25 protein-coding genes and 2 pseudogenes are annotated in these 26193 nt (G+C 53.5%); 16 read left to right on the forward strand and 11 right to left on the reverse strand.

The features are described from left to right. Window positions 1-32: 32 nt before the first annotated feature. Window positions 33-1043, reverse strand: coding sequence for a LacI family DNA-binding transcriptional regulator (locus IM299_RS00365; protein ID WP_048956150.1), 1011 nt, complete (start codon window positions 1041-1043; stop codon window positions 33-35). A 155-nt stretch (window positions 1044-1198) separates the two neighbouring features. Here IM299_RS00365 and IM299_RS00370 point away from each other — a divergent pair, with 155 nt between their 5' ends. From IM299_RS00370 to tyrR, 3 genes are all read left to right on the forward strand, one after another. Next, complete coding sequence (locus IM299_RS00370) at window positions 1199-2596, forward strand: YcjX family protein (RefSeq protein WP_193356812.1); 1398 nt, start codon at window positions 1199-1201, stop codon at window positions 2594-2596. Beyond that, window positions 2593-3645, forward strand: a complete 1053-nt coding sequence (locus tag IM299_RS00375; protein WP_193356813.1) for a YcjF family protein — start codon at window positions 2593-2595, stop codon at window positions 3643-3645. Before IM299_RS00370 ends, IM299_RS00375 begins: the two co-directional genes overlap by 4 nt. A 112-nt stretch (window positions 3646-3757) precedes the next feature. Then, window positions 3758-5299, forward strand: coding sequence for a transcriptional regulator TyrR (gene tyrR / locus IM299_RS00380; RefSeq protein WP_028013361.1), 1542 nt, complete (start codon window positions 3758-3760; stop codon window positions 5297-5299). Window positions 5300-5332: 33 nt separating this feature from the next. Here tyrR and IM299_RS00385 read toward each other — a convergent pair whose 3' ends face one another. Then, window positions 5333-6541, reverse strand: coding sequence for an aldose 1-epimerase family protein (locus IM299_RS00385; RefSeq protein WP_193356814.1), 1209 nt, complete (start codon window positions 6539-6541; stop codon window positions 5333-5335). A gap of 275 nt (window positions 6542-6816) precedes the next feature. After that, complete coding sequence (gene tpx, locus IM299_RS00390; RefSeq protein ID WP_153655755.1) at window positions 6817-7323, reverse strand: thiol peroxidase; 507 nt, start codon at window positions 7321-7323, stop codon at window positions 6817-6819. A 108-nt stretch (window positions 7324-7431) separates the two neighbouring features. On the opposite strand from tpx, the gene ycjG reads away from it, so the two are divergent. Next, window positions 7432-8397, forward strand: a complete 966-nt coding sequence (ycjG, locus tag IM299_RS00395; RefSeq protein WP_193356815.1) for an L-Ala-D/L-Glu epimerase — start codon at window positions 7432-7434, stop codon at window positions 8395-8397. Here ycjG and mpaA read toward each other — a convergent pair. Beyond that, window positions 8388-9101 (reverse strand): murein tripeptide amidase MpaA, encoded by a 714-nt coding sequence (gene mpaA / locus IM299_RS00400; RefSeq protein WP_047364989.1) that lies wholly within the window; start codon window positions 9099-9101, stop codon window positions 8388-8390. The genes ycjG and mpaA overlap by 10 nt on opposite strands. 185 nt (window positions 9102-9286) lie before the next feature. Here mpaA and IM299_RS00405 point away from each other — a divergent pair, with 185 nt between their 5' ends. After that, on the forward strand, window positions 9287-10903 hold the full coding sequence (locus IM299_RS00405) for an ABC transporter substrate-binding protein (protein WP_193356816.1): 1617 nt from the start codon (window positions 9287-9289) through the stop codon (window positions 10901-10903). 101 nt (window positions 10904-11004) lie between these two features. Here the strand turns inward: IM299_RS00405 and IM299_RS00410 are convergent, their stop codons facing one another. After that, window positions 11005-11934: an aromatic alcohol reductase gene (locus IM299_RS00410; RefSeq protein WP_193356817.1), complete on the reverse strand. Its 930-nt coding sequence runs from the start codon at window positions 11932-11934 to the stop codon at window positions 11005-11007. A gap of 142 nt (window positions 11935-12076) precedes the next feature. Between IM299_RS00410 and IM299_RS00415 the strand changes: the two genes are divergently transcribed. Next, a complete protein-coding gene (locus tag IM299_RS00415; protein ID WP_193356818.1) occupies window positions 12077-12976 on the forward strand; it encodes a LysR family transcriptional regulator in 900 nt (299 codons plus the stop codon). 190 nt (window positions 12977-13166) lie between these two features. On the opposite strand, the gene IM299_RS00420 is transcribed toward IM299_RS00415, so the two are convergent. The 3 genes from IM299_RS00420 to IM299_RS00430 all read right to left on the reverse strand — a co-directional run bounded on the left by IM299_RS00420 (window position 13167) and on the right by IM299_RS00430 (window position 16836). Next, window positions 13167-13307: an Ecr family regulatory small membrane protein gene (locus IM299_RS00420; protein WP_032644880.1), complete on the reverse strand. Its 141-nt coding sequence runs from the start codon at window positions 13305-13307 to the stop codon at window positions 13167-13169. 74 nt (window positions 13308-13381) lie between these two features. Then, entirely contained in the window at window positions 13382-14614 is a 1233-nt protein-coding gene (locus IM299_RS00425; RefSeq protein ID WP_193356819.1) for a diguanylate cyclase domain-containing protein, read from the reverse strand. Between the two features lie 92 nt (window positions 14615-14706). Then, window positions 14707-16836 carry a bifunctional diguanylate cyclase/phosphodiesterase gene (locus tag IM299_RS00430; protein ID WP_193356820.1) on the reverse strand — a complete coding sequence of 710 codons (2130 nt, stop codon included), beginning with the start codon at window positions 16834-16836 and terminating at the stop codon, window positions 14707-14709. 454 nt (window positions 16837-17290) lie between these two features. Between IM299_RS00430 and IM299_RS00435 the strand changes: the two genes are divergently transcribed. The 4 genes from IM299_RS00435 (at window position 17291) to dbpA (ending at window position 21428) form a co-directional block, all read left to right on the forward strand. Next, the gene (locus IM299_RS00435) at window positions 17291-18433 is read left to right on the forward strand and encodes a methyl-accepting chemotaxis protein (RefSeq protein WP_192971145.1); all 1143 of its coding nucleotides are present in this window, start codon (window positions 17291-17293) and stop codon (window positions 18431-18433) included. Between the two features lie 154 nt (window positions 18434-18587). Further along, window positions 18588-19571 (forward strand): zinc transporter ZntB, encoded by a 984-nt coding sequence (gene zntB / locus IM299_RS00440; RefSeq protein ID WP_028013350.1) that lies wholly within the window; start codon window positions 18588-18590, stop codon window positions 19569-19571. Window positions 19572-19862: 291 nt separating this feature from the next. Further along, entirely contained in the window at window positions 19863-20027 is a 165-nt protein-coding gene (locus IM299_RS22815; protein ID WP_305143948.1) for a hypothetical protein, read from the forward strand. Window positions 20028-20054: 27 nt separating this feature from the next. Continuing rightward, window positions 20055-21428, forward strand: a complete 1374-nt coding sequence (dbpA, locus tag IM299_RS00445) for an ATP-dependent RNA helicase DbpA (protein WP_045260637.1) — start codon at window positions 20055-20057, stop codon at window positions 21426-21428. Window positions 21429-21470: 42 nt separating this feature from the next. Here the strand turns inward: dbpA and ttcA are convergent, their stop codons facing one another. Continuing rightward, on the reverse strand, window positions 21471-22406 hold the full coding sequence (gene ttcA, locus IM299_RS00450) for a tRNA 2-thiocytidine(32) synthetase TtcA (RefSeq protein ID WP_047368660.1): 936 nt from the start codon (window positions 22404-22406) through the stop codon (window positions 21471-21473). A gap of 20 nt (window positions 22407-22426) precedes the next feature. Next, window positions 22427-22531, reverse strand: a pseudogene (locus tag IM299_RS22820) (site-specific integrase); the annotation flags it as partial. A 63-nt stretch (window positions 22532-22594) separates the two neighbouring features. Between IM299_RS22820 and IM299_RS22825 the strand changes: the two are divergent. The 6 genes and pseudogenes from IM299_RS22825 to IM299_RS22830 all read left to right on the forward strand — a co-directional run. Beyond that, window positions 22595-22684 (forward strand): annotated as a pseudogene (locus IM299_RS22825) (ABC transporter); the annotation flags it as partial. Window positions 22685-22812: 128 nt separating this feature from the next. Further along, window positions 22813-23157, forward strand: coding sequence for a DUF1294 domain-containing protein (locus tag IM299_RS00455; protein ID WP_193356821.1), 345 nt, complete (start codon window positions 22813-22815; stop codon window positions 23155-23157). 95 nt (window positions 23158-23252) lie between these two features. Continuing rightward, the gene (locus IM299_RS00460) at window positions 23253-23681 is read left to right on the forward strand and encodes a VOC family protein (RefSeq protein WP_028013318.1); all 429 of its coding nucleotides are present in this window, start codon (window positions 23253-23255) and stop codon (window positions 23679-23681) included. Window positions 23682-23745: 64 nt separating this feature from the next. After that, window positions 23746-23943 (forward strand): hypothetical protein, encoded by a 198-nt coding sequence (locus tag IM299_RS00465; RefSeq protein ID WP_028013317.1) that lies wholly within the window; start codon window positions 23746-23748, stop codon window positions 23941-23943. Between the two features lie 3 nt (window positions 23944-23946). After that, window positions 23947-24369, forward strand: coding sequence for a GFA family protein (locus IM299_RS00470; protein ID WP_041909734.1), 423 nt, complete (start codon window positions 23947-23949; stop codon window positions 24367-24369). 68 nt (window positions 24370-24437) lie between these two features. After that, window positions 24438-24515, forward strand: coding sequence for a hypothetical protein (locus tag IM299_RS22830; protein WP_223239581.1), 78 nt, complete (start codon window positions 24438-24440; stop codon window positions 24513-24515). A gap of 332 nt (window positions 24516-24847) precedes the next feature. Here the strand turns inward: IM299_RS22830 and ompC are convergent, their stop codons facing one another. Continuing rightward, a complete protein-coding gene (gene ompC / locus IM299_RS00475; RefSeq protein WP_028013315.1) occupies window positions 24848-25987 on the reverse strand; it encodes a porin OmpC in 1140 nt (379 codons plus the stop codon). Between the last annotated feature and the right edge of the window lie 206 nt (window positions 25988-26193).

Raw genomic sequence — 26193 nt, forward strand, 5'->3', positions numbered from 1 at the left:
CATGATTTACCAGGGGCGATTGCCCCTGGTTTTTAGCGCAAGGACGCCGCATCCGAAAAATGCGTATCAACCAAAATCTTATGCGGCGCAGGTTTACCCGCAATACGCTTGAACAACACGTTGCAGCTCTCTTCGCCGAGCTTTCTTGTCGGAATATCAAACCCGCCTGGCGCAGGGGTTAAAACGAGAGACAGCATCGGATCGCTGTAGCCTGCCATAACAACCTGCTCGGGAACCATCAGATTTAACTCATCCGCTGCACGATATAGACCCAACAATTTCATACTGTCAGTAGCAAAAACGGCATTGGGCGGGTTGTCAGACGAGAGTAATTTGCAGGCTGCCTGGAGCGCGCTTTCATGGGTATATCCGCCATCAATAACCCAGTCCGGGTTAATGGCGATACCCTGCTTCTCAAGGCTGGATTTATAACCCGCAAGGCGATCGATAGAAACGTGATAATCGAGCGGGGCATGCAGACAGGCAATTTTTGTTCGCCCATGTTTAATAAACGAATCGACCAGAATAGCGCTGTCGTGAAAATTGTCCGTATCAACAGAATAAATATTCTGGAACTTTCCTTCTACTTTTCCAATAACCACCACGGGCACACCGTATTCGTCCAGCGTGGTGAAAAAAGATTCGTTTGCGGGTGAACTGAGCATGATGATCCCTTTGATCATCTTCTGCTTTATTTTTCCCACGCACTTCTGCAGATCGTCCTCACTGCTTTTCGAGGTTTGTAAAATAACGTCAAACCCTTCGTCTTCCGCTTTTGCCGTAATGGCGTGAAGAACATCGGAGAAAAAAGGGTTACCGGCAGTAGTTTTGGTCGAGCGGGTCGAAATAACCATAATGGCATCAAAGCCAGAAGAGGTCAGGGCGCGGGCCAGTTTGTTGGGCTGATAATTTAATTCGTCTATCGCCTTAAGCACTTTGTCTCGCGCTTCAGGGGAAATATTCGTTTGTTTATTCAGAACGCGGGAAACGGTTGATTTCGATACGCCCGCAACCCGTGCGATATCATAGATGGTGGGTGACATACACCTTACTCACTCCAGACTGACAGCAATGTCGTTCATCTTACTGGAGAGAAAACGGCAATAGCAATAAATAAGAATTGATAATCAACGATCTGCCCCCATTTATTGTATTCTGAAGCCATACATTCCTGGCTTCCGGGCAATGAAGGATGGCGATGAAGCGATTTAAGAACGAACTCAATTCACTGGTGAACCGCGGCGTTGATCGACATCTGCGTCTGGCCGTTACCGGCCTGAGCCGCAGTGGTAAGACGGCGTTCATCACCGCGATGGTAAACCAGTTGCTGAACCTGCACGCCGGCGCGCGACTGCCGTTGCTCAGCGCCGTGCGCGAAGAGCGTCTGCTGGGCGTTAAGCGCGTCCCTCAGCGTGATTTTGGCATACCGCGTTTTACCTACGACGAAGGGCTGACGCAGCTTTACGGCGATCCGCCCGCGTGGCCGACGCCAACGCGAGGCGTCAGTGAAATTCGCCTTGCGCTGCGCTTTCGTTCTAATGAATCGCTGATACGTCACTTTAAGGATACCTCAACTCTGTATCTGGAAATCGTCGATTATCCCGGCGAATGGCTGCTCGACCTGCCGATGCTGGCGCAGGACTACCTCAGCTGGTCCCGCCAGATGACGGGCTTGTTGCAAGGGCAACGCGCAGAGTGGTCAACGAAATGGCGACAGCTGTGCGAGGGCCTTGATCCGCTGGCGCCTGCGGATGATAACCGTCTGGCGACCATTGCTGAAGCCTGGACGGACTATCTGCATCAGTGCAAACAGAAAGGGCTGCACTTCATCCAGCCGGGCCGTTTTGTCTTGCCGGGTGATTTAGCAGGCGCGCCCGCGCTGCAGTTCTTCCCGTGGCCGGATGTGGACGGCGCAGGCGAGTCGAAGCTGGCACAGGCCGACAAACACACGAATGCCGGCATGCTGCGCGAGCGTTACAATTACTACTGCGAAAAGGTGGTCAAAGGTTTTTATAAAAACCACTTTTTACGTTTCGACCGCCAGATTGTGCTGGTGGATTGCCTGCAGCCGCTCAACAGCGGGCCGCAGGCATTTAACGATATGCGCCTCGCGCTGACGCAGCTGATGCAGAGTTTCCACTACGGGCAGCGGACGCTGTTTCGTCGTCTGTTCTCACCGGTGATCGACAAGCTACTGTTTGCGGCCACAAAAGCCGATCACGTTACGGTCGATCAGCACGCCAACATGGTTTCTCTGCTGCAGCAGCTGGTGCAGGACGCCTGGCAAAACGCCGCGTTTGAAGGCATCAGTATGGATTGTCTTGGGCTCGCATCGGTGCAGGCGACCCAAAGCGGCCTGATTGACCTTAACGGAGAGAAAATACCAGCATTACGCGGGAATCGACTCAGTGACGGCGAGCCGCTTACCGTCTATCCCGGCGAAGTCCCCGCGCGGCTGCCGGGCCAGGCCTTCTGGCAGAGCCAGGGCTTCCAGTTTGAAGCCTTCCGCCCTCAGACCATGAGCGTCGATCGGCCGTTACCGCACATCCGTCTGGATGCGGCGCTGGAGTTTTTGATTGGAGATAAATTGCGATGACGGAACCGTTAAAACCGCGCATAGACTTTACCGGAACGCTTGAGCCCGAGCGTCAGGACGCCTTTAAAACGGCGCAGACGTTCAGCGGCGCGCAGGCGGAGAACTTTGCCCCGGCGCTGCCGGACGATCCCGCCGTCGAAGACGGTCCGGCGGAGGCGGTCGTGGAAGCCGCTCTGCGTCCTAAACGCAGCCTGTGGCGCAAGATGGTCACCGCCGGTCTGGCGCTGTTTGGCGTCAGCGTGGTCGGGCAGGGCGTGCAGTGGGCGATGAACGCCTGGCAAACCCAGGACTGGGTTGCGCTGGGAGGATGTGCCGCGGGCGCGCTCATCGTGGGGGCGGGCGTCGGGTCGGTTGCCACCGAGTGGCGCCGCCTCTGGCGTTTGCGACAGCGTGCGCACGAGCGCGATGAAGCGCGGGATCTCCTCCACAGCCACGGCACTGGCAAAGGCCGCGCCTTCTGTGAAAAACTGGCCAGCCAGGCCGGTATCGATCAGTCGCATCCGGCGCTCCAGCGCTGGTACGCCGCCATCCATGAAACCCAGAACGACCGGGAGGTGGTCACGCTCTATTCCCATATGGTTCAGCCGGTGCTGGATGCCCAGGCGCGGCGTGAGATTAGCCGCTCGGCGGCGGAATCCACGCTGATGATTGCCGTCAGCCCGCTGGCGCTGGTGGATATGGCCTTTATCGCCTGGCGTAACCTGCGCCTCATCAACCGTATCGCGAACCTTTACGGCATAGAGCTGGGTTACTACAGCCGGCTCAGGCTTTTCAAACTGGTCCTGCTCAATATCGCCTTTGCGGGCGCGAGCGAGCTGGTGCGCGAAGTGGGAATGGACTGGATGTCGCAGGATCTGGCGGCGCGTCTTTCAGCCCGTGCAGCCCAGGGCATTGGCGCGGGCTTGCTGACGGCGCGTTTGGGTATCAAAGCGATGGAGGTGTGCCGTCCGCTGCCGTGGATTGATGGCGATAAGCCGCGGCTGGGGGATTTCAGGCGTGAACTGATCGGTCAGCTGAAAGAGACGCTCAATAAAAAACCGTCTCCTTGAGGCTTTGTTCACTAATCGTGCTGGCTGTCAATATTTGTTGACAGCCATCTTCCGGTTCACCGAGTTCTGACATATCATTTTAACGTTATTGGCTTAAAACGGTGAATTTCCCATGCGTCTTGAAGTCTTCTGTGAAGACCGTCTCGGTCTTACCCGCGAATTACTCGATCTTCTTGTTTTACGTAGCATTGATTTACGTGGCATTGAGATCGATCCTGTCGGGCGAATTTACCTCAATTTTGCCGAAATTGAATTTAACACCTTCAGCAGCCTGATGGCGGAAATCCGCCGTATCGCTGGCGTTACGGATGTACGCACCATCCCCTGGATGCCCTCCGAACGTGAGCACCTCGCCCTGAGCGCGCTGCTTGAAGCGATGCCCGAGCCGTTCCTCTCTTTGGATCTGAAAAGTAAAGTCGAGCGCGTTAACCACGCGAGCTGCCAGCTTTTCGCGCAGAGCCAGGAGAAGCTCAGCAGCCACCACGCCGCGCAGCTGATCCCCGGTTTTAACTTCCAGCGCTGGCTGGACAGCAACCCGCAGAATACACACAGCGAGCATGTGGTGATTAACGGGCAGAATTTCCTGATGGAGATCACACCGGTCTATCTGAAAGGAGAAGGAAATAGTCGCGTATTGACCGGGGCGGTGATCATGCTGCGCTCGACGCTACGCATGGGGCGCCAGCTGCAAAACCTCTCCAGCCAGGACGTTGGCGCATTCAGCCAGATTATTGCCGTCAGCCCGAAAATGCGCCACGTGGTTGACCAGGCGCGCAAGCTTGCCAGCCTTACCGCGCCGCTGCTGATTACCGGCGATACCGGTACCGGGAAAGATCTGCTGGCGCACGCCGTGCACCTGGCAAGCCCGCGTGCGGCAAAACCGTATCTGGCGCTTAACTGTGCCTCTATTCCAGAAGATGCCGTCGAAAGCGAGCTGTTTGGACACGCGCCGGAAGGCAAGAAAGGGTTCTTCGAGCAGGCCAACGGCGGCTCCGTGCTGCTGGACGAGATCGGCGAAATGTCGCCGCGTATGCAGGCTAAACTGCTGCGTTTCCTGAACGACGGCACCTTCCGCCGCGTCGGTGAGGATCACGAAGTGCATGTGGACGTGCGCGTCATTTGCGCCACCCAGAAGAACCTGGTGGAACTGGTGCAAAAGGGGATTTTCCGCGAAGATCTCTATTACCGCCTCAACGTCCTGACGCTGAACATTCCACCGCTGCGCGATTGTCCGCAGGACATCATGCCGCTAACGGAGCTGTTTGTGGCCCGCTTTGCCGACGAGCAGGGCGTTCCACGTCCGAAACTGTCTGCAGATCTCGGCACGGTGCTCATGCGCTACGGCTGGCCGGGCAATATTCGTCAGCTCAAAAACGCCGTTTATCGCGCGCTGACCCAGCTGGAAGGGTATGAACTGCGCCCTCAGGACATTCTGTTGCCGGATTACGACGCCGGAACGGTATCGGTAGGCGAAGAGGCGATGGAAGGCTCGCTGGATGATATCACCAGCCGCTTCGAGCGCTCCGTGCTGACGCAGCTGTACCGCAGCTACCCCAGCACCCGCAAACTGGCAAAACGGCTTGGCGTCTCGCATACCGCGATTGCGAATAAGTTACGTGAGTATGGATTGAATCATAAGAAAGGTGACGAATAACAAAAAGCCTCTGTAAAGAGGCTTTTTTAATGCTTATTCCTTCGCCAGCGGCGTGGTCACGATCTCTGTTTTTGTCTCGCCCTGAATCGACGCAATCCTGCTTTCGACGTCCTTCACCTGCTGCGCGCTGTGTAGCAGGGTATAGGTCAGGTCAAATTGAGCGCTGGCGCCTGGTTGCAGCTGCTTAACCCGCTTCTGCTCGCGTTCAATGGTGACGGGGTAGGCGTAGCTGGTGCCTGGCTCAATCCCCGTGACATAGCCCTGTTTTGGCGTATCGGTATTTTTCCACAGGGTCAGCACGGGCAGCTGGCGGGTATCAAACTGAATTGACGCGCCTTTGTCACCGGCTTTATTCACCACCGCCGCGAGGGTTTCATGGTTGTTGTCCGCAAGCGGTTTGATGTTAAAGACCATCTCATCAAAGCCTTTTGTCGGCCCGGCGTAGGTTTGCCAGTCGTTAACGCCCGCTTTCGCGTAATCATTGAACGGGCTCACGCTTGCCGCCGGGGCAAGGAAGCGCGCGCCTTCTTCGAGGACAGGCGCCCCGAAGTTGCTGTGGTAGATGATCTGATAGTCATGAGGGTAATCGGCATGGTTCGTCAGAACGTCATGCAGGCTGAACTGGTTGGTTCCTGGAACGTAACGCAGTTCGGTCATGGTTTGCAGATCCGCTTTTTTAAAGGTGCTTTCTTTGATGAGACCGCGAATACGAATTTCATGCGGGGCAGCATCCGCAATTTCTACTTCCACCTGGGATGCCGGTGTATTCCCCGCCTTGCCATGCAGGGTGTAAATCTGGCCGTCAGCGGTGACCGGGTGCCCCGTCCATTCGTAGCCACAGCGGACCATCATCTCGTTGAAACCTTCCAGCCAGCCAAGTCCGTTTCGGCTTTCAAGATTGATATACGCCGGATTAACGACCTCTTTAACGGGGGAGTTCCAGCCCAGCCTGGTGCCAAAGCCCTCCACATGCAGAAGGTTCATCCCGCGCGTCGGGCTTAAGGTGATGGTCAGGCCGTTTTTACTGCTAATAACGATCACTTTACTGCCTTCCTGCTTGCCGCCGTGCAACACTTTTTGCTCAATGCTGAACGTTCGATCGTTAATTTTCAGCTCATCGCTGGAAATCTTCCAGTTTCCTTTTTCCACGCTGCTTTCAGCGCTTGTCAGCACCCAGGTTTTTGCTGCGGCATGGCCCGAAACCAGTACCGAAAGGAGCGTTAAAGCCAGTTTTATTTTCATATTTATCCCTTTTTGCTGAAACGATTATTTAACTTCGTAAGCAAATCTAATGTTTTGGCGATAAGGGAAATGTGATGCGCTTCACTGAGGGTAAATTCAGGGTTGTTTAACGATCAATATGCGGGTCTGATCGCTATTTTGCTGAATTCTAGAAACTGAATTGCGTTGATTTTGTGACGCAAGCTCATTATTGCTTTAACGATTCAGCGAGTAATTAATAAAAAACCCCGCCATAGCGAGGTTTTGAAAAAGCGGTATAGAATGCTAAGTAATGATTATGCTTTCAGCTTTTCCAGCGCGGCGGTGTAATCCGGCTCGGTAGTGATTTCGTTAACCAGTTCGCTGAAGATGACAGTGTCGTTTTCATCAAGAACCAGTACCGCGCGTGCTGCCAGGCCTTTCAGAGGGCCTTCGGCGATGCAGACGCCGTAGTTTTCGAGGAAATCCGGGCTGCGCAGGGTGGAGAGGGTGATAACGTTGCTCAGGCCTTCAGCACCGCAGAAGCGCGACTGGGCGAACGGCAGGTCAGCAGAAATGCACAGCACAACGGTGTTGTCCATTTCAGTTGCCAGTTGGTTGAACTTACGCACGGATGCGGCGCAAACACCGGTATCAATGCTCGGGAAAATGTTCAGCACTTTGCGTTTGCCCGCAAACTGAGCCAGTGTGACGTCAGACAGATCTTTAGCCACCAGAGTAAAAGCCTGCGCTTTGCTACCAGCCTGCGGAATGGAACCTGCAACAGCAACCGGGTTGCCCTGGAAATGAACGAGTTGTGACATAGATATCTTCCTGTTTACATATAGTTAACGTCGGGGCTAGTGTATGCCATCCGCGGATAACACGGCAAACCAAATTTTTTCGCCTTTCCGGGCTGCAAGGAGTCAGTGATGAGAAGCGTTAAGGTCTATGAAGAAGCCTGGCCATTGCATACCCCGTTTGTGATTTCCCGCGGCAGCCGAAGCGAAGCCAGCGTGGTGGTCGTTGAAATCGAAGAGGACGGTTTTAAAGGCGTAGGGGAGTGTACGCCTTACCCGCGCTATGGTGAAAGCCTCGCGTCAGTGATGGCGCATATCATGACGCTGGTGCCAGACCTGCAAACCGGGCTCACGCGCGAGGCATTACAGCAGCGTTTGCCCGCCGGGGCCGCACGTAACGCCATTGATAGTGCGCTCTGGTGTCTGGAGGCGGCGAAACAGCAGCAACCCCTGACAGCATTACTGGGCGTGGCGCTGCCTGAATCGGTCGCTACCGCGCAAACGGTAGTGATTGGCGAGCCGGAACAGATGGCCGCCAGCGCCAAAGCGCTTTTTGACGCCGGGGCCCGGCTGCTGAAGGTGAAGCTCGACGATCGTCTGATTAGCGAGCGGATGGTCGCCATTCGCGCGGCGGTACCCTCAGCCACGCTGATTGTTGATGCCAATGAATCATGGCATCCAGAAGGGCTGGCCGCCCGCTGTCAGCTGCTGGCCGACCTGGGGGTGGCCATGCTGGAGCAGCCTCTGCCAGCAAAAGATGACGCGGCGCTGAAGAACTTTATCCATCCGTTGCCCGTTTGTGCGGATGAAAGCTGTCATACCCGCGCGAGCTTGAGCGAGCTGCAGGGCCGCTACGAGATGATTAATATTAAGCTCGACAAGACCGGCGGGCTGACAGAGGCGCTGGCCCTGGCGGCAGAAGCCCGGGCGCAAGGTTTTTCACTGATGCTGGGCTGTATGCTCTGTACATCCCGGGCAATCGGCGCGGCGCTACCGCTGGTCAATCAGGTCCGTTTCGCCGATCTGGACGGCCCGACGTGGCTGGCGGTTGACGTCTCTCCCGCGCTCCATTTTACCAGCGGCGTGCTTCATCTCTGAGGCTGCCAGCGTAAAAGATCCACCATGGCTTTTAAGTATTTTTCGCTGGCCTCGTCGGAGGAGATCGGCGGGAATTCAGCGGTTATGCAGGGCAGGCTCAAATCGGCGCACCAGCTACCGAACGAGCCTGGCGTTTCATAGCCCACGCTGGTCACGAGCGGCAGGGCGAATGCGTCTGCCAGCCACGCGCCAAGCTCGGAGTGACGCGGATCTTCAATACAGGCCAGCGGATCGTGGAAGGAGACCACCCACGCGGGGTGGATCTTATGGATTAGCTGGCACAGCGCCTGGGTTTCCGGCTCTGAGCCCGGCTTATCTCCCGTTAGCAGAACCACATCACGCTCCTCGGCGGAGCTGTTCCAGCGATACACCGTTTCCCCTGCGCGCCAGTTTGCTGCCGGAAAATTACGGTTTAAGTCAACGCCTCGCGCATTGGCGCGAAGACCCAGCTGGCAGCCGTCCGGGTTAACCGCCAGAATCACGTGATGACGTCGCAATGAAGGCGTCAGCGTCCGCAACGCGCAGGAAAGCGTCACGATGGAGGAGTTTTCATCCCCGTGCGTGCCGGCAAGAATCAAGCCGCTTTCGCGGTCTGCGTCGGGGGCGGGGAACCAGATCAGCGATGCGCCTAAAAAGGAGCGGCCATATTGCTCAGCGCCCGGCGGAAAGGCGCCGCGTTCCGCTCTCGGTCGGGTGGTTGCCATACGAAATCCTGATAAAGAAGTCACTACTGGCAGTGTTGTGCAAAACCCGCTGTTAATCAAATAGTTTCCGTAATGGCAAAGAATTGCCTTGAATCACTATTCAGGCGTAAGTTATTTGCATTTCTCTTTGTCGAAACAAATAATTACGCATCTGCTTAATACCTGAATTCATTAAAGGGGATCTTATGAAGCATCCTGTTTCGCGTCTTTTTGCCGCACTGTGCCTGTGCGGGCTCTCTTCACTTTCTTTCGCAGCTGACGTGCCGCAGGGCACTGCGCTGGCGCAAAAACAAGAGCTGGTCAGGCATATTAAAGACGAGCCGGCTTCGCTGGACCCGGCGAAAGCCGTGGGGTTGCCAGAGATTCAGGTGATTCGCGATCTCTTTGAAGGCCTGGTTAATCAGAATGAGAAAGGGGAGCTGACGCCGGGCGTGGCGACACGCTGGCAGAGCAACGATAACCGTGTCTGGATGTTTACCTTACGCGATGACGCGAAATGGTCCGACGGCTCCCCTGTCACCGCCCAGGATTTTGTCTACAGCTGGCAGCGTCTGGTTGACCCGAAAACCACCTCTCCGTTTGCCTGGTTTGCCGCGCTGGCGGGAATTAATAACGCGCAGGCCATTATTGACGGTAAAGCCGCGCCCGATACGCTGGGTGTGACGGCGGTGGACGCCAGAACGTTACGCGTTCAGCTGGACAAACCGCTGCCGTGGTTCAGCAACCTGGCGGCGAACTTTGCCTTCTATCCAGTACAAAAAGCTAACGTCGAAAGCGGTAAAGAGTGGACGCGGCCGGGCGCGCTGGTGGGGAACGGGGCTTACGTTCTGAAGGACCGCGTGGTGAATGAAAAACTGGTTGTGGTGCCCAATACGCACTACTGGGACAATGCCAAAACGGTACTGCAAAAGGTGACCTTCGTGCCGATTAATCAGGAATCGTCGGCGACCAAACGCTACCTGGCAGGGGATATTGATATTACCGAATCGTTCCCAAAAAACATGTATCAGAAGCTCATGAAGGACATTCCGGGGCAGGTTTATACGCCGCCTCAGTTGGGAACGTATTACTATGCGTTTAACACGCAAAAGGGCCCAACTGCCGATGCCCGCGTCCGTCTTGCGCTGAGCATGACTATCGACCGTCGCATTATGGCGGAAAAGGTGTTAGGCACGGGAGAGAAACCCGCCTGGCACTTTACGCCTGACGTGACGGCAGGGTTTACCCCGGGCGCCTCGCCGTTTGAGCAGATGTCGCAGCAGGAACTCAACGCCCAGGCCAAAACCTTGCTGCAGGCTGCAGGATACGGTCCTCAGCGCCCGCTGAAGCTGAACCTGCTGTACAACACATCCGAAAACCACCAGAAAATCGCCATTGCGGTGGCCTCCATGTGGAAGAAAAATCTTGGTGTGGATGTCAAACTGCAAAACCAGGAGTGGAAAACCTACATTGATAGCCGTAACACCGGCAACTTTGATGTGATCCGCGCCTCATGGGTAGGCGATTACAACGAGCCATCAACGTTCCTGTCATTGCTGACCTCCACTCACAGCGGCAATATCTCCCGCTTTAATGACCCTGCCTACGATAAGATCGTCCAGCAGGCGACGCTGGAAACCACCGCGAAGGCGCGCAATGCGGACTACAACATGGCGGAGAAAATCCTTATGGAGAAGGCGCCCATCGCGCCAATTTATCAGTACACTAACGGTCGCCTGATTAAGCCCTGGGTGAAGGGCTACCCCATCAATAACCCGGAAGACGTGGCATATAGCCGGACGATATATATTGAAAAGCACTAATCAGTACCGGTTGCCTGTTAACGCAAGGTAACCACGGCTAAACCAAAAGCTGGCGCAGCTGACAGCGCCAGTTTTCATTAGCGACCTGAAAGGATATGTCCTCAAATGACGGTCTTTAGCCATGACGCTATATCCTGGGTCGGCAGGTTATTCTGTACATTCCAGGTATCTTTCATCGGCCACCATACACCGTCACCCCTGGCGAAGGCCGTGCGATAGCCTGTCATCGTATCATCCGGTTTCAAACGCAGCTCATCCAGTAGCGCAGAGAGGGGTAATACGTCTTTAGTGAACGTTTGGCCGGTCACACGTTCAACGGTTTCTGCCAGTTTTCCGTATGAGGTTGTTTCACCTGCGACAAATATCACTTCATTTACGATCCGCGGCTGATGCAAATAAATTTCGGTGGTGAGTCGGCCAATATCCGCAGGTGATGTCACGGTGACCTGTGTGTCCCATCCTCCGAGCGCATTAATGGTTTTTTCGGATAAATTCACCACATCAAATGCCGGTTCGAAGAGAAAACTGGTAAACATGCCGGTTGAAACAATGACCCATTCCGTCGCGTTCTGTTCCCGCAGTAGCGTCCTGACATCATACTGCTCGTCCCAGACGGGCTGACCGCTCCCTTTGCCTACCACATCGTAATTCACGCCAAACTGCCAGGGAAAATAGCGTTTAACGCGAGCCTCCAGTACCGCGCGAGTAATCTTTATCTGTGTTCCCGCGCCAGCGACAAACCCCATGCAGTTGATAACAGTATCAAAATCCGCGAAGTGGTTTTTTAACGCGTCAATCGTGCTGGCAGCGACATCGACAGAGATAAATTTGGCCCCTGCATCAGCCAGTTTTTGATGCGTTTCGGACTGAAGCTTACCCCGGCTGTCCCTGGAGCCGGGCGATACGATAACGGAGACAGCGCCGTCGCGCTGCGTGACTGCCGGAACCAGATACTCCAGCACGGCAGCGCCCAATTGTCCTGCACCAAGCACTAATACTTTTTCGGCTGTCGTGATATCACGTTCTTTCATACTGAGCCTCTCTTTGTTAAATCGCTTGATTACTACAACTTGAGCAAGGTTATGTCAGATGGCTGCATTCGATAAGACGACAAGCATAAGTTAGACTGTTCGTAAAAATGGGATAATCGATCTTTTCAGGCGCGGTGGGAATATGGATAAACTGGAATCAATGCGGGTATACGTTTGTGTGGTCGAGACCCACAGCTTCGCCAGGGCGGCAGAAGTGCTGGGGCTACCGCGCTCAACCGTATCGCGGGTCGTTAAGGCGCTGGAGACATACCTGGGCATTCAGCTTTTACAGCGCACCACCCGGAAACTCAGCGTGACCGCAGAAGGCCGACGCTACTATGACGAGAGCAAACGGCTGCTGACGGATATTGCGACAATGGAGTCTTCCTTTCCCGGCAGATCCGCGCAGCCAAGAGGCCGTTTTAAAGTCGGGATGCCGCAGTCTCTCGCCCGACATTGCATTCTTCCCAGTCTCCCTGAATTTCTCCGCCAGTATCCCGAGTTGGAGCTGATACTCTGTTCCAGCGATAACGTGGAGGACATTATTCAGGAAGGGTATGACTGCGTGATCCGCACCGGGAGGATCGAAGATTCAACGACGCTGGTCGCGCGCCCTCTGGCGAACTTCAGGTGGGTTGTTCTGGCTTCTCCGGGCTATATAGCCGCCTGTGGTAAGCCGGAAAATCTCGACCAACTGGAAAAGCATTACGCAGTCGGCTACCTGAACCACCGCACCGGGCGTACCATTGACTGGTTTTTTACGCGTGATGACGGCGATTGTGCAATCCGCATGAAAGAGACGCTGATCGTCGATGACACCGACGCCTATATCCAGGCCGGAATTCAAGGGCTCGGACTAATTCGCGTGGCCAGCTATCTGGCTGAGCCGTATCTGAAGAGCGGGGCGTTGGTTCGCTGTATGGAGGACGTCTCTTTCGATTTACCGCTTTCGCTTGTCTATCCACAAAACCGCTATCTCCCGCCTTCGGTACGCGCCTTTTATGACTGGAGCAGAGCGGTGCTATACCAACATGGTGACTGACGGGCGAAAACCCTGATTTTGCTTAATAGCCGGAAATAAAAAAAGCCCGTCAGAGAACGGGCGAAATAAGCAAATGATTTAGTGATTCGTTATCAACATTGTTGGAGGATAACGCCGCGTATCTTACGTGGCTGAGGGCAATGCAGATACCTGACAGATTCGGTAGGTGAAACAATAAATTAAACGTGCACTACAGTGCGTCAAAAGTGGGGTAGAGACTATTTTCCAGATATTCAACGAAAAACCAAATCTCACCGCTGAAAATAAACCATAAGCCAAATATAATAAGCAATAAAATAATTAAGGTGAGTATTATTTCTGTCTTTCCCATTGTTGCCACAACCCACCCGTCGTTAATTTACTTAAGCTGGGCATTGTAGCGGGGCTTTTCACGATACTCCAGTTTCATGCCGCAAGGACTTTATTACGCCCATCGTTTTTGGCGCGATAGAGCGCATCGTCGACACGTTTAAACAGCGCGTCAATACTCTCTTCCGGGTCATGCCGAGCCACGCCAATACTGACGGTAAAGCGTGGTAAGCCTGGGAGGGTAATATGGGCGACCGCCGCACGGACGGATTCGGCAATCTTCAGCGCCGTTTCGAGAGACGTACGCGGCAACAGGATGACAAACTCTTCACCGCCCCAGCGGAACACCAGGTCATCTTGTCTGCAGCAGGCTTCCAGGGTGCGGGAGAGGGCGATGAGCACCTCATCACCCTTCAGGTGACCAAAGAGATCATTGATGTTTTTAAAATGATCGGTATCCACCAGCAGCAGGCTAAATTGCTGCTGGGCGGAGAGGTGGCTCAGGTTGGTTTGGTCGATAACGTTATAAAACTGACGTCGGTTGAGTAACCCCGTCATCGAGTCACGTAATGCAGCATTTTCCAGCTCCTGCTCAAGCCTCTTTTGCTCAGTAATATCATGGATTATGCACAGCATCAGTTTGTCGCCGTAGATCTCAATGGGGCCCGCGTAGGTCTGGACGTGGCGGGTGGTGCCATCGGCAAGGCGGTGAATAAAATTAAGCGGCTTATGTCCGCCGGGCAGCGCGGCGATCTCCGTCATGATGGGCATGACGCCTCTGCCAAGCGTGTTAATTTCCCAGGTGTGCTTCCGACACATCTCATCATGTGAATAACCGTAAAAGCTGAGCGCGGCCAGGTTTGCATCGACAATTTGCCCGTCACGGGCAGGATCGATTAGCAACATTGGTGCGCTGTTGGTCAGGAAAAAGCGGGCGTAAAACCCCTGTTTTTTGCGTTGATAGGTTGCGGAACGGCTGGCTTTCAGGCCTGAGGGGGCGTGCGAAGAGATTCCTTCGAAAACGATAACATCACCATCCGGCGTGACGTGGGTGATGGAGAGGCGACAGCTTATCGGTACGTCCTGCCCGCCCCGGCTAACTGTCCAGATCTCGACAATATCGTGATCGTTCTTCAGTTCAGGAACATACATCGACAGTACGGTTTGTGCACTTGCAGAACAGGACCCTTTACGCAGGTCATTCAGCGTTTTATTACCCGTTAGCTGTATTGCGGCCACATTTGCAAAAATAATCTGTTCCGAAACAGGAGAAATGAGCCACACGGGCGTTTTAATTGCATTAAGCGCATCAAAACTATTTTGCGACATAGTATTTTCCTGTTCATCGGCACGATACGTCTGGCAATCATGGCAGAACTGACCCGCATGTACTCCCTTGAAACATACTCTACTCAATCCCGTCAGGCATGATTTTTTTGTGAAATAAATTCGGGGTCCGTTTGAATTTTACTTAAGGGTATAATTTGTTTGTTTGAGTTTTTTTGTAGCAGCAGCCACGGAACCTGTTCAGCGGGCAAGGGGCGGGAGAAAAGGTAGCCCTGGAGATAGTCACAGCCGAGGCTGGTCAGTATTGCCTGCTGTTCGTCCGTTTCAATCCCCTCGGCAACGACAGTCATCTCCATGGTGCGGGCAATATTAATAATGGTTTCCACCAGCTTGCGGCTTTTTTCATTTCCCAGCATAGAGGACACAAAGCTCTTGTCGATTTTAAGCTCTTTTGCCGGAAGAACGCTCAGCATCAGCAGGTTGGAATAGCCCGTGCCAAAATCATCAATAGAGACGGTGATTCCAGCGTGATTAAAGGCGTTAAGCAACTCGATGCTGCGGTCGAGATTTTTTAGCGCGGTACTCTCCGTGACCTCCAGGATCAGCCTTGAGGGCGACAGATTATATTTATCCAGCATGGACGACACGATGTGAAAGATATCCGGCTGTTCGAACTGAACAGGGGATAAATTGAGCGATAACGTCCACTGGCTGAAACCTTGTTCAGTCCAGAAATGAAGCTGCCGACACGCGGCTTCAATAGCCCAGTTGCCAACCGGAATAATCAAACCCGTTTGTTCCAGAGTGGGTAAAAACATACCTGGCAGCAAAACGCCTTGCTCCGGATGCCGCCAGCGCAGAAGAGCCTCAAAACCGTGGATCGTCTTATCTTTAGCATGCCAGGTTGGCTGATACCACAGTTCAAACCGATCGCTTTCCAGCGCCTGATAAAGTTCCTGCAGAAAACCCGGCTGCGCCGGAACCGCCGTTGACATCTCAGGGCGGTAAAACGCCCAGCCGTTACGACCTTCTTGCTTAACGTGGTGTAAAGCGGCATCCGCCTTAAACTTCAGTTCATGCAGCGTTTCGCCATCCTGAGGATAAAGGCTTACACCCGCGCTGAGGGTGGTACTCAGCGTATGTCCGCAAAGGGATAGCGGACGGCGCATATCCGCGAGCAGCGTCGTGAGCAGGGTAGTGAGCTTTTCTTCGTCGCATTCGGGAACCAGCAGGATAAAGGCATCCCCACCCAGCCTGGCCAGCGTCATCTCACGGGTAAGTAGGGAGGTGATGCGCTGGGCAATGGTAATTAATAACTCATCACCGACGCTGTGACCCCAGGTATCATTCACGCGTCTGAAGCGATCGACATTCAGAAAAACCACGCCAAATTGTTTGTTACTCAACAAGGCGCTGTGCATACAATCCTGCATTCGGATATCCATCTGCTGGCGGTTTGCGAGGCCGGTGAGAGCGTCAAAGCGAACCTGTAGCTCAAGCTGACGGTTGAGTTGACGCAAATTATCCGTCAGCCGGCTGGTCCGCCAGTGCGAATCGATAAGCGAAATAATTAACATCATGCCGAGCAGGGAGAGCGTGGTGACGGAAACCCAGATGGATAACCCCAGCTCGCTGACCCCGCCGGGGAGCGTATGCGCCATCTCATGGAAATGCGCGGCGCTCATGCCCGTATAGTGCATCGCGCAAATGGCGGCACCCATGACTAACGCGGCGAGAATGCGAGTAACAAAGACCCCTTTGTGCTTATCTCTAAGGCGAAAAGCCAGCCACAGCGCCACGCCGGAGGCGACCACGGCAATCATCACGGACACACCCACAATGCGCCGATCCCAGAGGATGCTTCCTTCCAGCATCAACGCGGCCATGCCGATATAGTGCATAGCGACCACGCCAGCGCTGAGGATAACCGTGGCGAAGAACAGCCGAAAGGGAGAGAGGTGTTTGCCCGTAACGGCAATATTTATTGCTATCGTGGAGGCAACGATCGCCACGCCGAGAGACGCAAGGGTTAGCCATAGGTCATAGCTCATCATCATCGGCATTTGCATCGACAGCATACCGATGAAGTGCATTGACCAGATCCCGATGCCCAGCGTGATCCCGCCGGCAATGCGCCAGAACAGAGCCGCTTTACGGCTGGAAAGGGGAATTTTCCCGGCGCTGTCCAGGGCCACAAAGGAGGCGATAAACGCCACCAGATAAGAGACAGCGATCAACACAGGGTCCCACGATATATTGAGCATTATGCAATCCCACGCCTGAGAGGGTTACCGATTTTGCCGGCCGGCACGTCTTTATCTGGCAACGAACATGCGCATTCAAACCATATTAGTTATTTATCGTGGAAAATAGCCACTGATATAAAAGGTCAAACTTACCCGAAATATAAAATATATTCTTTATGTTAATGCATTAAGTACGGCTAAACATAGCCGATAGATTGTAGCAAAGCGTCTTAAATATGTGTGCATATGGACCGTTGTACCGCAGATAATGGTATCGCTTCAGGGGGCTTTGGACCAGCAATACAGCATATGGGGCATGACATTTCTACTAAAACCCATTTTTTATCTGACTTAAATTAAATACAGGGTGGGTAACGGCGAAACGAGAAGTCAGCGTATTATGTGAGGACAAACGTAAAAGTGAATGCTATAAATCTAAATGCCGACCAAAATATAAGTTGTGGGTAAAATCATGCTAAGAAATATTAGTGTCAGGACCTTCATTGCCTGGTTCCTGCTGTGCCTGTTTTTAGTGAATGCAGGTATCGTTGCTCTATTTTCCAGCAATCTTCCTCTTTTCGTTTCGATTAATCTGGTCAATTTCGTTGGATTATTTTTGCTCTGGAGTTATATGACGAAGTTTCTTGTGACGCCGATCAATACTGTGAAAAAAAGTATTGAAGAAGTGACCGCAGGCAACTTAGGCGTCTCTATCCCCGAGTTTGGCAATAACTGCGCGGGGCGATTGATTCCCGGGATTAATACTCTTTCCAGCAACATCGCTACGCTGGTGCGTGAGATCAGGGCATCATCACAAAACGCCATGGCCTTGTCGGATCAGCTCTCTTCCCGCAGTGCCCAGCTCTCGGTGAAAACAGAGCAGCAGTCTGCGTCTCTGGTGCAAACTGCGGCAAGCATGGAGCAGATGGCGGCAAGTACCCGAAACAATGCCGATAATACCCGGCTGGCGAGCGAGCAGGCGAATGCCGCGACGTTGCAGGCGCGCAAGGGCGGAGATCTGATGGAACAGGTTGCCAGCAATATGCAATCCATTACCGAGTGCGCGCAGCAGATGACGGAAATTATCTCGCTGATCGACGGGATTGCATTCCAGACGAATATTCTGGCGCTTAACGCGGCCGTCGAGGCCGCGCGGGCGGGCGATCACGGGAAAGGGTTCTCCGTGGTCGCAGAGGAAGTCCGAAACCTGGCTCACCGCAGCGCTGAGGCGGCGAAAAACATCAAAACGCTGATTGACGTTACCAGCAGTAATGTCACCCAGGGTGCCAGCGTTGTGTCGGAAGCGGAGAAGAATATGCGTGACATCGTGACCGGCTCCGGCAACGTCAGCCGGTTAATGGACGAAATTTCTACCTCAACCGCAGAGCAGGAGAAGGGCATTTCCCAGATCACGCTGGCGCTGTCCGAACTGGAGCGGGTCACGCAAAGCAACGTAGCGATGGCGGAGGAGCTCAACGGTTCCTCTGATGTGCTGCGTAATCAGGTGATCGAACTGCAGACGCGGACCCGAAATTTCAGGCTGGACCAGGGGCACCCCCTGTCACCAGTAGCCAGCCCTGTCTCGTTTCATCCGCGCCCCGAGCACTCTCATTGACAGCTTCCCGAAGCCTGGCATGCCAGGCTTTTTTATTCTCAAAATATAGCGTGTACAATTCCTGAGCGATTTCAGGGCGATGCGAAACATAGTTGTTGCTTAACCCCTGATGGAAGCTAGACTGACATCGAAAGAGCCAAACAGGGGAGGCGCTGTGGAGAGCATTAAAGGATCCGAACTTAACGTTCCTGACGCAGTTTTTGCGTGGGTGCTGGACGGTCGCGGCGGTGCCCGACCGCTGGAAGATGATGATGTCATTGATAAAGAGCATCCCTGCTGGCTACATCTGAACTATACCCACCCGGACAGCGCTGACTGGCTGGCCTCGACTCCGCTGCTGCCTAACAACGTACGTGATGCGCTTGCGGGGGAAAGCCTGCGGCCTCGCGTAAGCAGGATGGGTGACGGGACGCTTATCACCCTGCGCTGTATAAACGGCAGCACGGATGAACGTCCCGATCAGCTGGTTGCAATGCGCGTCTATATGGACGATGGGCTGATTGTTTCCACACGTCAGCGTAAGGTTCTGGCGCTGGATGACATTGTGAACGACCTCAAAGAGGGGACCGGACCGGTTGACTGCGGCAGCTGGCTGGTGGACGTCTGTGACGCCCTGACCGATCATGCGAGCGAATTTATTGAAGAGCTGCACGATAAAATCATCGACCTGGAAGATAATCTGCTCGATCAGCAGATCCCGCCGCGCGGCTTTCTGGCGCTATTGCGCAAGCAGCTGATCGTGATGCGTCGGTATATGACGCCACAACGGGATGTGTATGCCCGTCTGGCCAGTGAAAGACTCAACTGGATGAATGACGATCAGCGCCGCCGGATGCAGGACATTGCTGACAGGCTGGGCCGCGGGCTGGATGAAATTGATTCCTGTATCGCCCGAACGGCGGTGATGGCGGATGAAATCGCGCAGGTGATGCAGGAGTCGCTGGCGAGAAGAACCTACACGATGTCCCTGATGGCGATGGTCTTTTTACCCAGCACATTTCTGACAGGGCTTTTTGGCGTCAATCTGGGCGGTATACCCGGCGGCGAATATCGGTACGGCTTTACCGCGTTTTGCGTCATGTTAGTTGTTTTGATTGGTGGTGTTGCATGGTGGTTGCATCGTAGTAAATGGCTGTAAATTTACGATTTTTTCACCTTTTTCGAGGATTAAAACGCTCTTTTAATTGAGCGAAGTCAATAAACATCACCCCCGTAAGGTGCAATATTACTCCCGCAGGTGAATGCAACGTCAAGCGATGGGCGTTGCGCTCCATATTGTCTTACTTCCTTTTTTGAATTACTGCATAGCACAATTGATTCGTACGACGCCGACTTTATAGTCGGCTTTTTTTTGCCTCCTGTTTCTCAGCGTCTACCCTAAAAGGGACGACAGCAAATCCTGGAGGGAAAGATGAGCATTTTACTCGCTCTGCTACTGCAACACGCGCGTCAGTCCGATCCTGTCCCCACCGATCCCGTGCCGATGCCCGATCCCATTCCGCGTCCGCAGCCGATGCCAGACCCGCCGCCGGACGAAGAACCGATTAAATTGTCGCATCGAACCCCGAGATCTGCGAGGATACGCGCCATCTGACCGTAAAGATGACCACGAGAGATTATTGTGACCGCTTTTTCTACCCTGAATGTTCTGCCTGCCGCCCAACTCGACAACCTCAACGAGTTGGGATACCTCACGATGACGCCTGTTCAGGCGGCCGCGCTGCCCGCTATCCTTGAAGGCCGGGATGTGCGTGTGCAGGCGAAAACGGGCAGTGGGAAAACGGCCGCTTTCGGTCTTGGTCTGCTGCAGCATATTGACGCGTCGCTGTTTCAGACCCAGTCACTGGTCCTGTGCCCGACCCGCGAGCTGGCAGACCAGGTCGCGGGTGAACTGCGTCGCCTGGCGCGTTTCCTGCCCAATACCAAGATCTTAACCCTCTGCGGTGGGCAGCCGTTTGGCGCACAGCGCGATTCGCTCCAGCACGCGCCGCACATTATTGTCGCGACGCCCGGTCGCCTGCTTGATCACCTGCAAAAAGGCACCGTTTCGCTCGATGCCTTAAGCACGCTGGTGATGGACGAGGCGGACAGGATGCTGGATATGGGCTTCAGCGATGCCATTGATGAAGTGATCCGCTTCGCGCCGGCCGATCGTCAGACGCTGCTGTTCTCTGCGACCTGGCCTGAAGCCATCGCCGCGATCAGCGGTCGCGTGCAGAATAATCCGCTCACCATTGAGATCGACAGCGTCGATGCTCTGCCGGCCATCGAACAGCAGTTCTTTGAAACCTCGCAGCAGGGAAAAATCCCGCTCCTGCAGAAACTGCTGAGCCAGCACCAGCCTGCGTCATGCGTGGTGTTCTGTAATACCAAAAAAGACTGCCAGGCGGTTTGTGATGCCCTGAATGCGGCGGGGCAGAGCGCGCTGTCGCTGCACGGCGACCTTGAACAGCGCGATCGCGATCGGACGCTGGTGCGCTTTGCTAACGGCAGCGCGCGCGTGCTGGTGGCGACCGACGTGGCCGCACGCGGCCTGGATATCAAATCCCTTGAACTGGTGGTGAACTATGAGCTGGCATGGGATCCCGAAGTGCACGTCCACCGTATTGGTCGCACTGCTCGCGCCGGAAACAGCGGGCTGGCCATCAGCTTCTGCGCGCCGGAAGAGGCGCAGCGCGCCAATATTCTCTCAGAAATGTTGCAGATCAAGCTGAACTGGGTGAACGCGCCGGGGAACGTCAGGCTCGTGCCGCTGGAGGCCGAAATGGCGACGCTGTGCATTGATGGCGGCAAAAAGGCCAAGATGCGACCGGGGGATGTGCTGGGCGCACTGACCGGAGATGTGGGGCTGGAAGGGGCGGATATCGGGAAAATTGCGGTTCATCCGGCACACGTGTACGTGGCGGTTCGCCAGGCGGTTGCGCATAAGGCGTGGAAGCAGCTGCAAAACGGCAAGATTAAAGGCAAAACCTGCCGCGTACATCTGCTGAAATAAGGCATAAAGCGTCTCAGAAGGTCTTTCTGAGACGCCCATCGCTTATTTCACTTCAAGCACGTTCAGACGCAACTCTTCGAACTGATTGTCCTCGTCTTCCGGCTGCCAGCCCGCAGGCTGCATTGGGATCTCTTCCCGGTCAAACGCCAAATCGCCACCATTCACCACCTCCGAGCCGTGGTTGATACCTTTGAAGTCGAACAGCTCTACGTCAGCGAGGTGGGAAGGAACCACGTTCTGCATCGCGCTGAACATGGTCTCAATACGGCCCGGATAACGTTTGTCCCAGTCGCGCAGCATGTCGCCAATCACCTGACGCTGCAGGTTCGGCTGTGAGCCGCACAGATTGCATGGAATGATCGGGAACCCTTTCGCCTGAGAAAAACGCTCAATGTCTTTTTCCCGGCAGTAGGCAAGAGGGCGGATCACAATATGTTTGCCGTCATCGCTCATCAGCTTAGGCGGCATGCCTTTCATCTTGCCGCCGTAGAACATGTTAAGGAACAGCGTTTGCAGGATATCGTCGCGGTGATGGCCCAGCGCAATTTTGGTCGCGCCCAGTTCCGTTGCGGTACGATAGAGAATGCCGCGGCGCAGACGGGAGCAAAGCGAGCAGGTGGTTTTCCCTTCCGGGATCTTCTCTTTCACGATGCCGTAGGTGTTTTCTTCGACGATTTTGTACTCAACGCCCAGCTGCTCCAGATATTCAGGCAGAATGTGCTCCGGGAAACCCGGCTGTTTCTGGTCAAGGTTGACCGCCACCAGGGAAAAATTCACCGGCGCGCTTTGCTGAAGATTACGCAGGATCTCCAGCATGGTGTAGCTGTCTTTACCCCCTGACAGGCAAACCATGATGCGGTCGCCTTCTTCAATCATGTTGAAGTCCGCAATGGCCTCGCCCACGTTACGGCGCAGGCGCTTTTGCAGTTTATTCAGGTTGTATTGCTCTTTCTTTGTATTTTGTTGATTTTCTTGCATTTATTACTACCTTCGAAGCCAGTAGCGGCGAAAGACGGGTTAGCGCCGGCAGATAATAGCCAGCAGGCAAAAGTATGCCGCGTATGGTACGGATTCCGGCGGCGAATGCCAGCACGTTTTACACTCTGCGCAATAGCTAATAAAGCGTAGTCGGCTTTCTGTTCGCCATCCGGGAGGGGGGACCAAAACAAACTGGCGTTATCGTTGAACGCGGAAGCCATAAGGTACTGCTTGCTCATGATGGAGCGTATGCGCAGCTTCACAAAATGCAATTCGGTTCGTCGAAGAGGTCATTCATTTTGAGGCCCACATGCAAAAGCGGGCTGATAGCACCTGACCGGATACATGCGTAAGATAGCGTATAATGCTTTCCCGACATACGCTTACATATTCCGTGACTGACCCTATGACATTGAATCGCTTTTGTTTTGTTCTGCTGATCTTCGCTGCGATCGGCAGCTTTTTTTCCTCGTATCCTTTTGCCAGGTGGTTTCTGCTGATTAATATGCTGACGATAGCGATTTATGGTGTCGACAAAACGGCGGCACGAAAAGCGATGCGCAGGATACCGGAAGTCACTTTACTGACGTTTGGTACTGTGGGAGGGTGGCCAGGCGCCATATTGGGCCAACAGCTCTTTCGCCATAAAACGCAGAAGCAACCCTTCATAACCTGGTTTTTGCTGAGCATCGTCGTGAATATTTCAGCCACGGCGGCGCTTTATCATTTCTGTCCCTTTATTCTTTTTTGAACATCATCAGGATCGCACAAATTCACCGTTGACCTAAAGTTAACTTGAGCTTTTAAGATGACTACGACATGTTGATACAGGAGTAACATCTTAAAATGAAAGACATTGATGTAGGATTCACTCATGTTGCGTTTATGGTCAGGGATCTGGAGAAGAGCCTTGCTTTCTATCGCCGATATGCCGGGATGGACGTCATCCATTCGCGTGAGCCCGATCTTCCAACTGCCCGTAAAGTGGCGTGGCTAACTGACCATACGCGTCCTTTTGCGCTGGTTCTGGTGCAGGCGGACACCGTGACCGATACGCCGCTGGGGCATTTTGGCCACCTTGGGATTGCCTGCGCCACGCGCGAAGAAATTGACAGAAAAACTGCGATGGCCGCTAAAGAAGGGGTGTTAAGGAAAGCGCCGGAAGATCTGGGTGACCCCGTCGGTTATTATGTATTTTTTGCCGATCCTGACGGTAATACCTTAGAGCTCTCATATGGCCAGCGTGTCGGAATAACAGCGATCCAGGCGAAATAGTAAAACGCCTGAAAACGGTCTGAAAAATCCTGCTACGCTTGTTTGTTGTATCAGGAGCATGAGTATGAAGAACAAAGACGAACAAACAGGATTAGTGGGGCTGGCGATTGGGGCCGCCGTTATAGGGCTGGTTTCATCGCAAAAAACGATCGATCGTGACAGCATTGTCAACGAACTTGTCAGGCTGGGCAGGCAGAAAGGCGATGGTGTAGAAGATGAGGTTTTTCTCAAAGCTGCCGAACTGGTAAGAAAAGGGGTATAGCCAATGGCTGACATTCGTCATGCACAGTGCCACTGTGGTGCGGTGGCTTTTACCGTCGAACTGACTGACGGCTTGAATACCGCGCGGCGCTGCAGCTGCTCTTTTTGCCGTATGCGGGGCGCGGTTGTGGTCTCTGCACCGCTGTCGGGTATCACCGTGACCAGAGGTGAGGATAAGCTGACGGAGTACCGGTTCAACACGGGGACGGCGCGCCATTTCTTCTGCTCGGTCTGCGGGATTTACACGTTCCATCAGCGTCGCTCTAACCCAAATGAATACGGCGTCAATGTGGCCTGTTTTAAAAATGTGTCGCCGTTTGATTTCCCAGAAGTGACGGTGATGGATGGCGTAAACCATCCGAGCGACGGCGAAAGCGGCGTTTTTGGCTATCTCTCGTTTCGCAAAAAAGAGACCAATCAAGATTAATTACCGCCTGGCCTTTTTTTTATCAGCCTGGCTATAGTGGGAAGTGGGTTTCTAAAACAGGAGAAATTATGCTCTGTGTTGAAAAAGACGATCCGCGTGAGGCCCCGGAATCAGGGGATAAAAAACCTCAACCCGTGAAAAAATAACGCTCGAAATGCGTATGACCGCCACCGGCACTGCTGGTGGCTTTTTTCTGGGATTCACTGTTAATGGTGATCCAGATGGTTTAGCAGCGTGCCGAGATGCCCGACAATATCTCGAAAATCAAAGATTAACGCCATCCACAAGCATGCTAAAAGTGTCAGAATGGTAACGGATATACGACCAAACAACGCAGGTATCCTTAATGAAGAGGGGGATATCGGCGCAGTCTAACCCGCTTTCTTTCAACTTATCCTCAACAATATCGCGATAAAGCGCTGTTGTGAGACAAACATCAAAAAAAGGAGAGCCCGCATGACGCTGCGGGCTCTGACCATCAGAACTGGTAAACCAGGCCTAATGCAACGACATCGTCGGTGCTGATACCGTTGTTTTTGTAGAAGCTGTCATCTTCATCCAGCAGGTTGATTTTATAATCAACGTAGGTGGACATGTTCTTGTTGAAATAGTAGGTCGCGCCTACGTCCGCATATTTAACCAGGTCCTGATCGCCCTGACCGTTGCCCAGGTCTTTCCCTTTAGACTGCAGATAAGAAATGGCCGGACGCAGACCGAAATCGAACTGGTACTGTGCGGTCACTTCGAAGTTCTGAGTTTTGTTGGCAATACCGCCGCCTGATTTGCTATCACCTGAACCGTACGGCGTCATATTACGGGTTTCCGAATACATCGCCGCCAGGTAGATATTATTTGCGTCATATTTGAGGCCAGCAGTCCAGGCATCCGCTTTATCACCCCCCGCATATTGAGACGCAGCGCCAGTACCTGCGCTTACCTGGTCATTTGTACGGTCAGATGAGGCGTAGGCGGCACCGGCACTGAACCCCATGCCGAAATCATAGGTGGTTGAAATACCGAAGCCGTCGCCATTCTCATAACGCATGTCGCGGCCGTTGTTGGTGCCTTCCTGATTGTTGCTGGCATCTTCATTGTTGCCCTGATACTGCAGCGCGAAGTTCAGACCCTGCACCAGACCATAGAAGTCAGTGTTGCGGTAGGTTGCCACGCCATTGGCGCGGCCGGTCATAAAGTTATCCGCATAGGTGTAAGAGTCGCCGCCGAACTCAGGCAGCATATCGGTCCAGCCTTCCACGTCGTACAGCACGCCATAGTTACGACCATAATCGAAGGAACCGTAGTCACCCACTTTGACACCCGCGAAGGCCAGACGCGTCCAGGACTGATTATCAGACCCTTCGGTGTTATTCGCCTGAATGTTATATTCCCACTGCGCGTAGCCGGTCATCATGTCGTTAATCTGCGTTTCACCTTTGAAACCCAGACGCATGTAGGTTTGATCGCCGTCTTTAGAGGCATCGTCGGAGAAATAGTGCAGACCATCTACTTTTCCGTACAGATCTAATTTGTTGCCGTCTTTATTATAAATTTCTGCCGCATGCGCGGCGCCAGCCATTAACAGAGCTGGAATCATCAGAGCCAGTACTTTTCTTTGCATCGTGATATTCCTTTGCAGTTGTTTTTATTTGATTACCTGTTGAACTTTCTGAAACCGAAAGTTGTCCCATGCTAAATCACTCCTGCGAAAGAGTAATAAAATATAATTGTTACTAATTGAGTAAAATCTCAAAAGAATAAATCCGCGGAAATGATCATTGTTGTGGTGAATGATTGAAAATGATTCATATTAAATAAAAATTATTA

It is taken from the genome of Enterobacter cloacae complex sp. P47BA, assembly GCF_014930485.1.
GTDB lineage: Bacteria > Pseudomonadota > Gammaproteobacteria > Enterobacterales > Enterobacteriaceae > Enterobacter > Enterobacter bugandensis.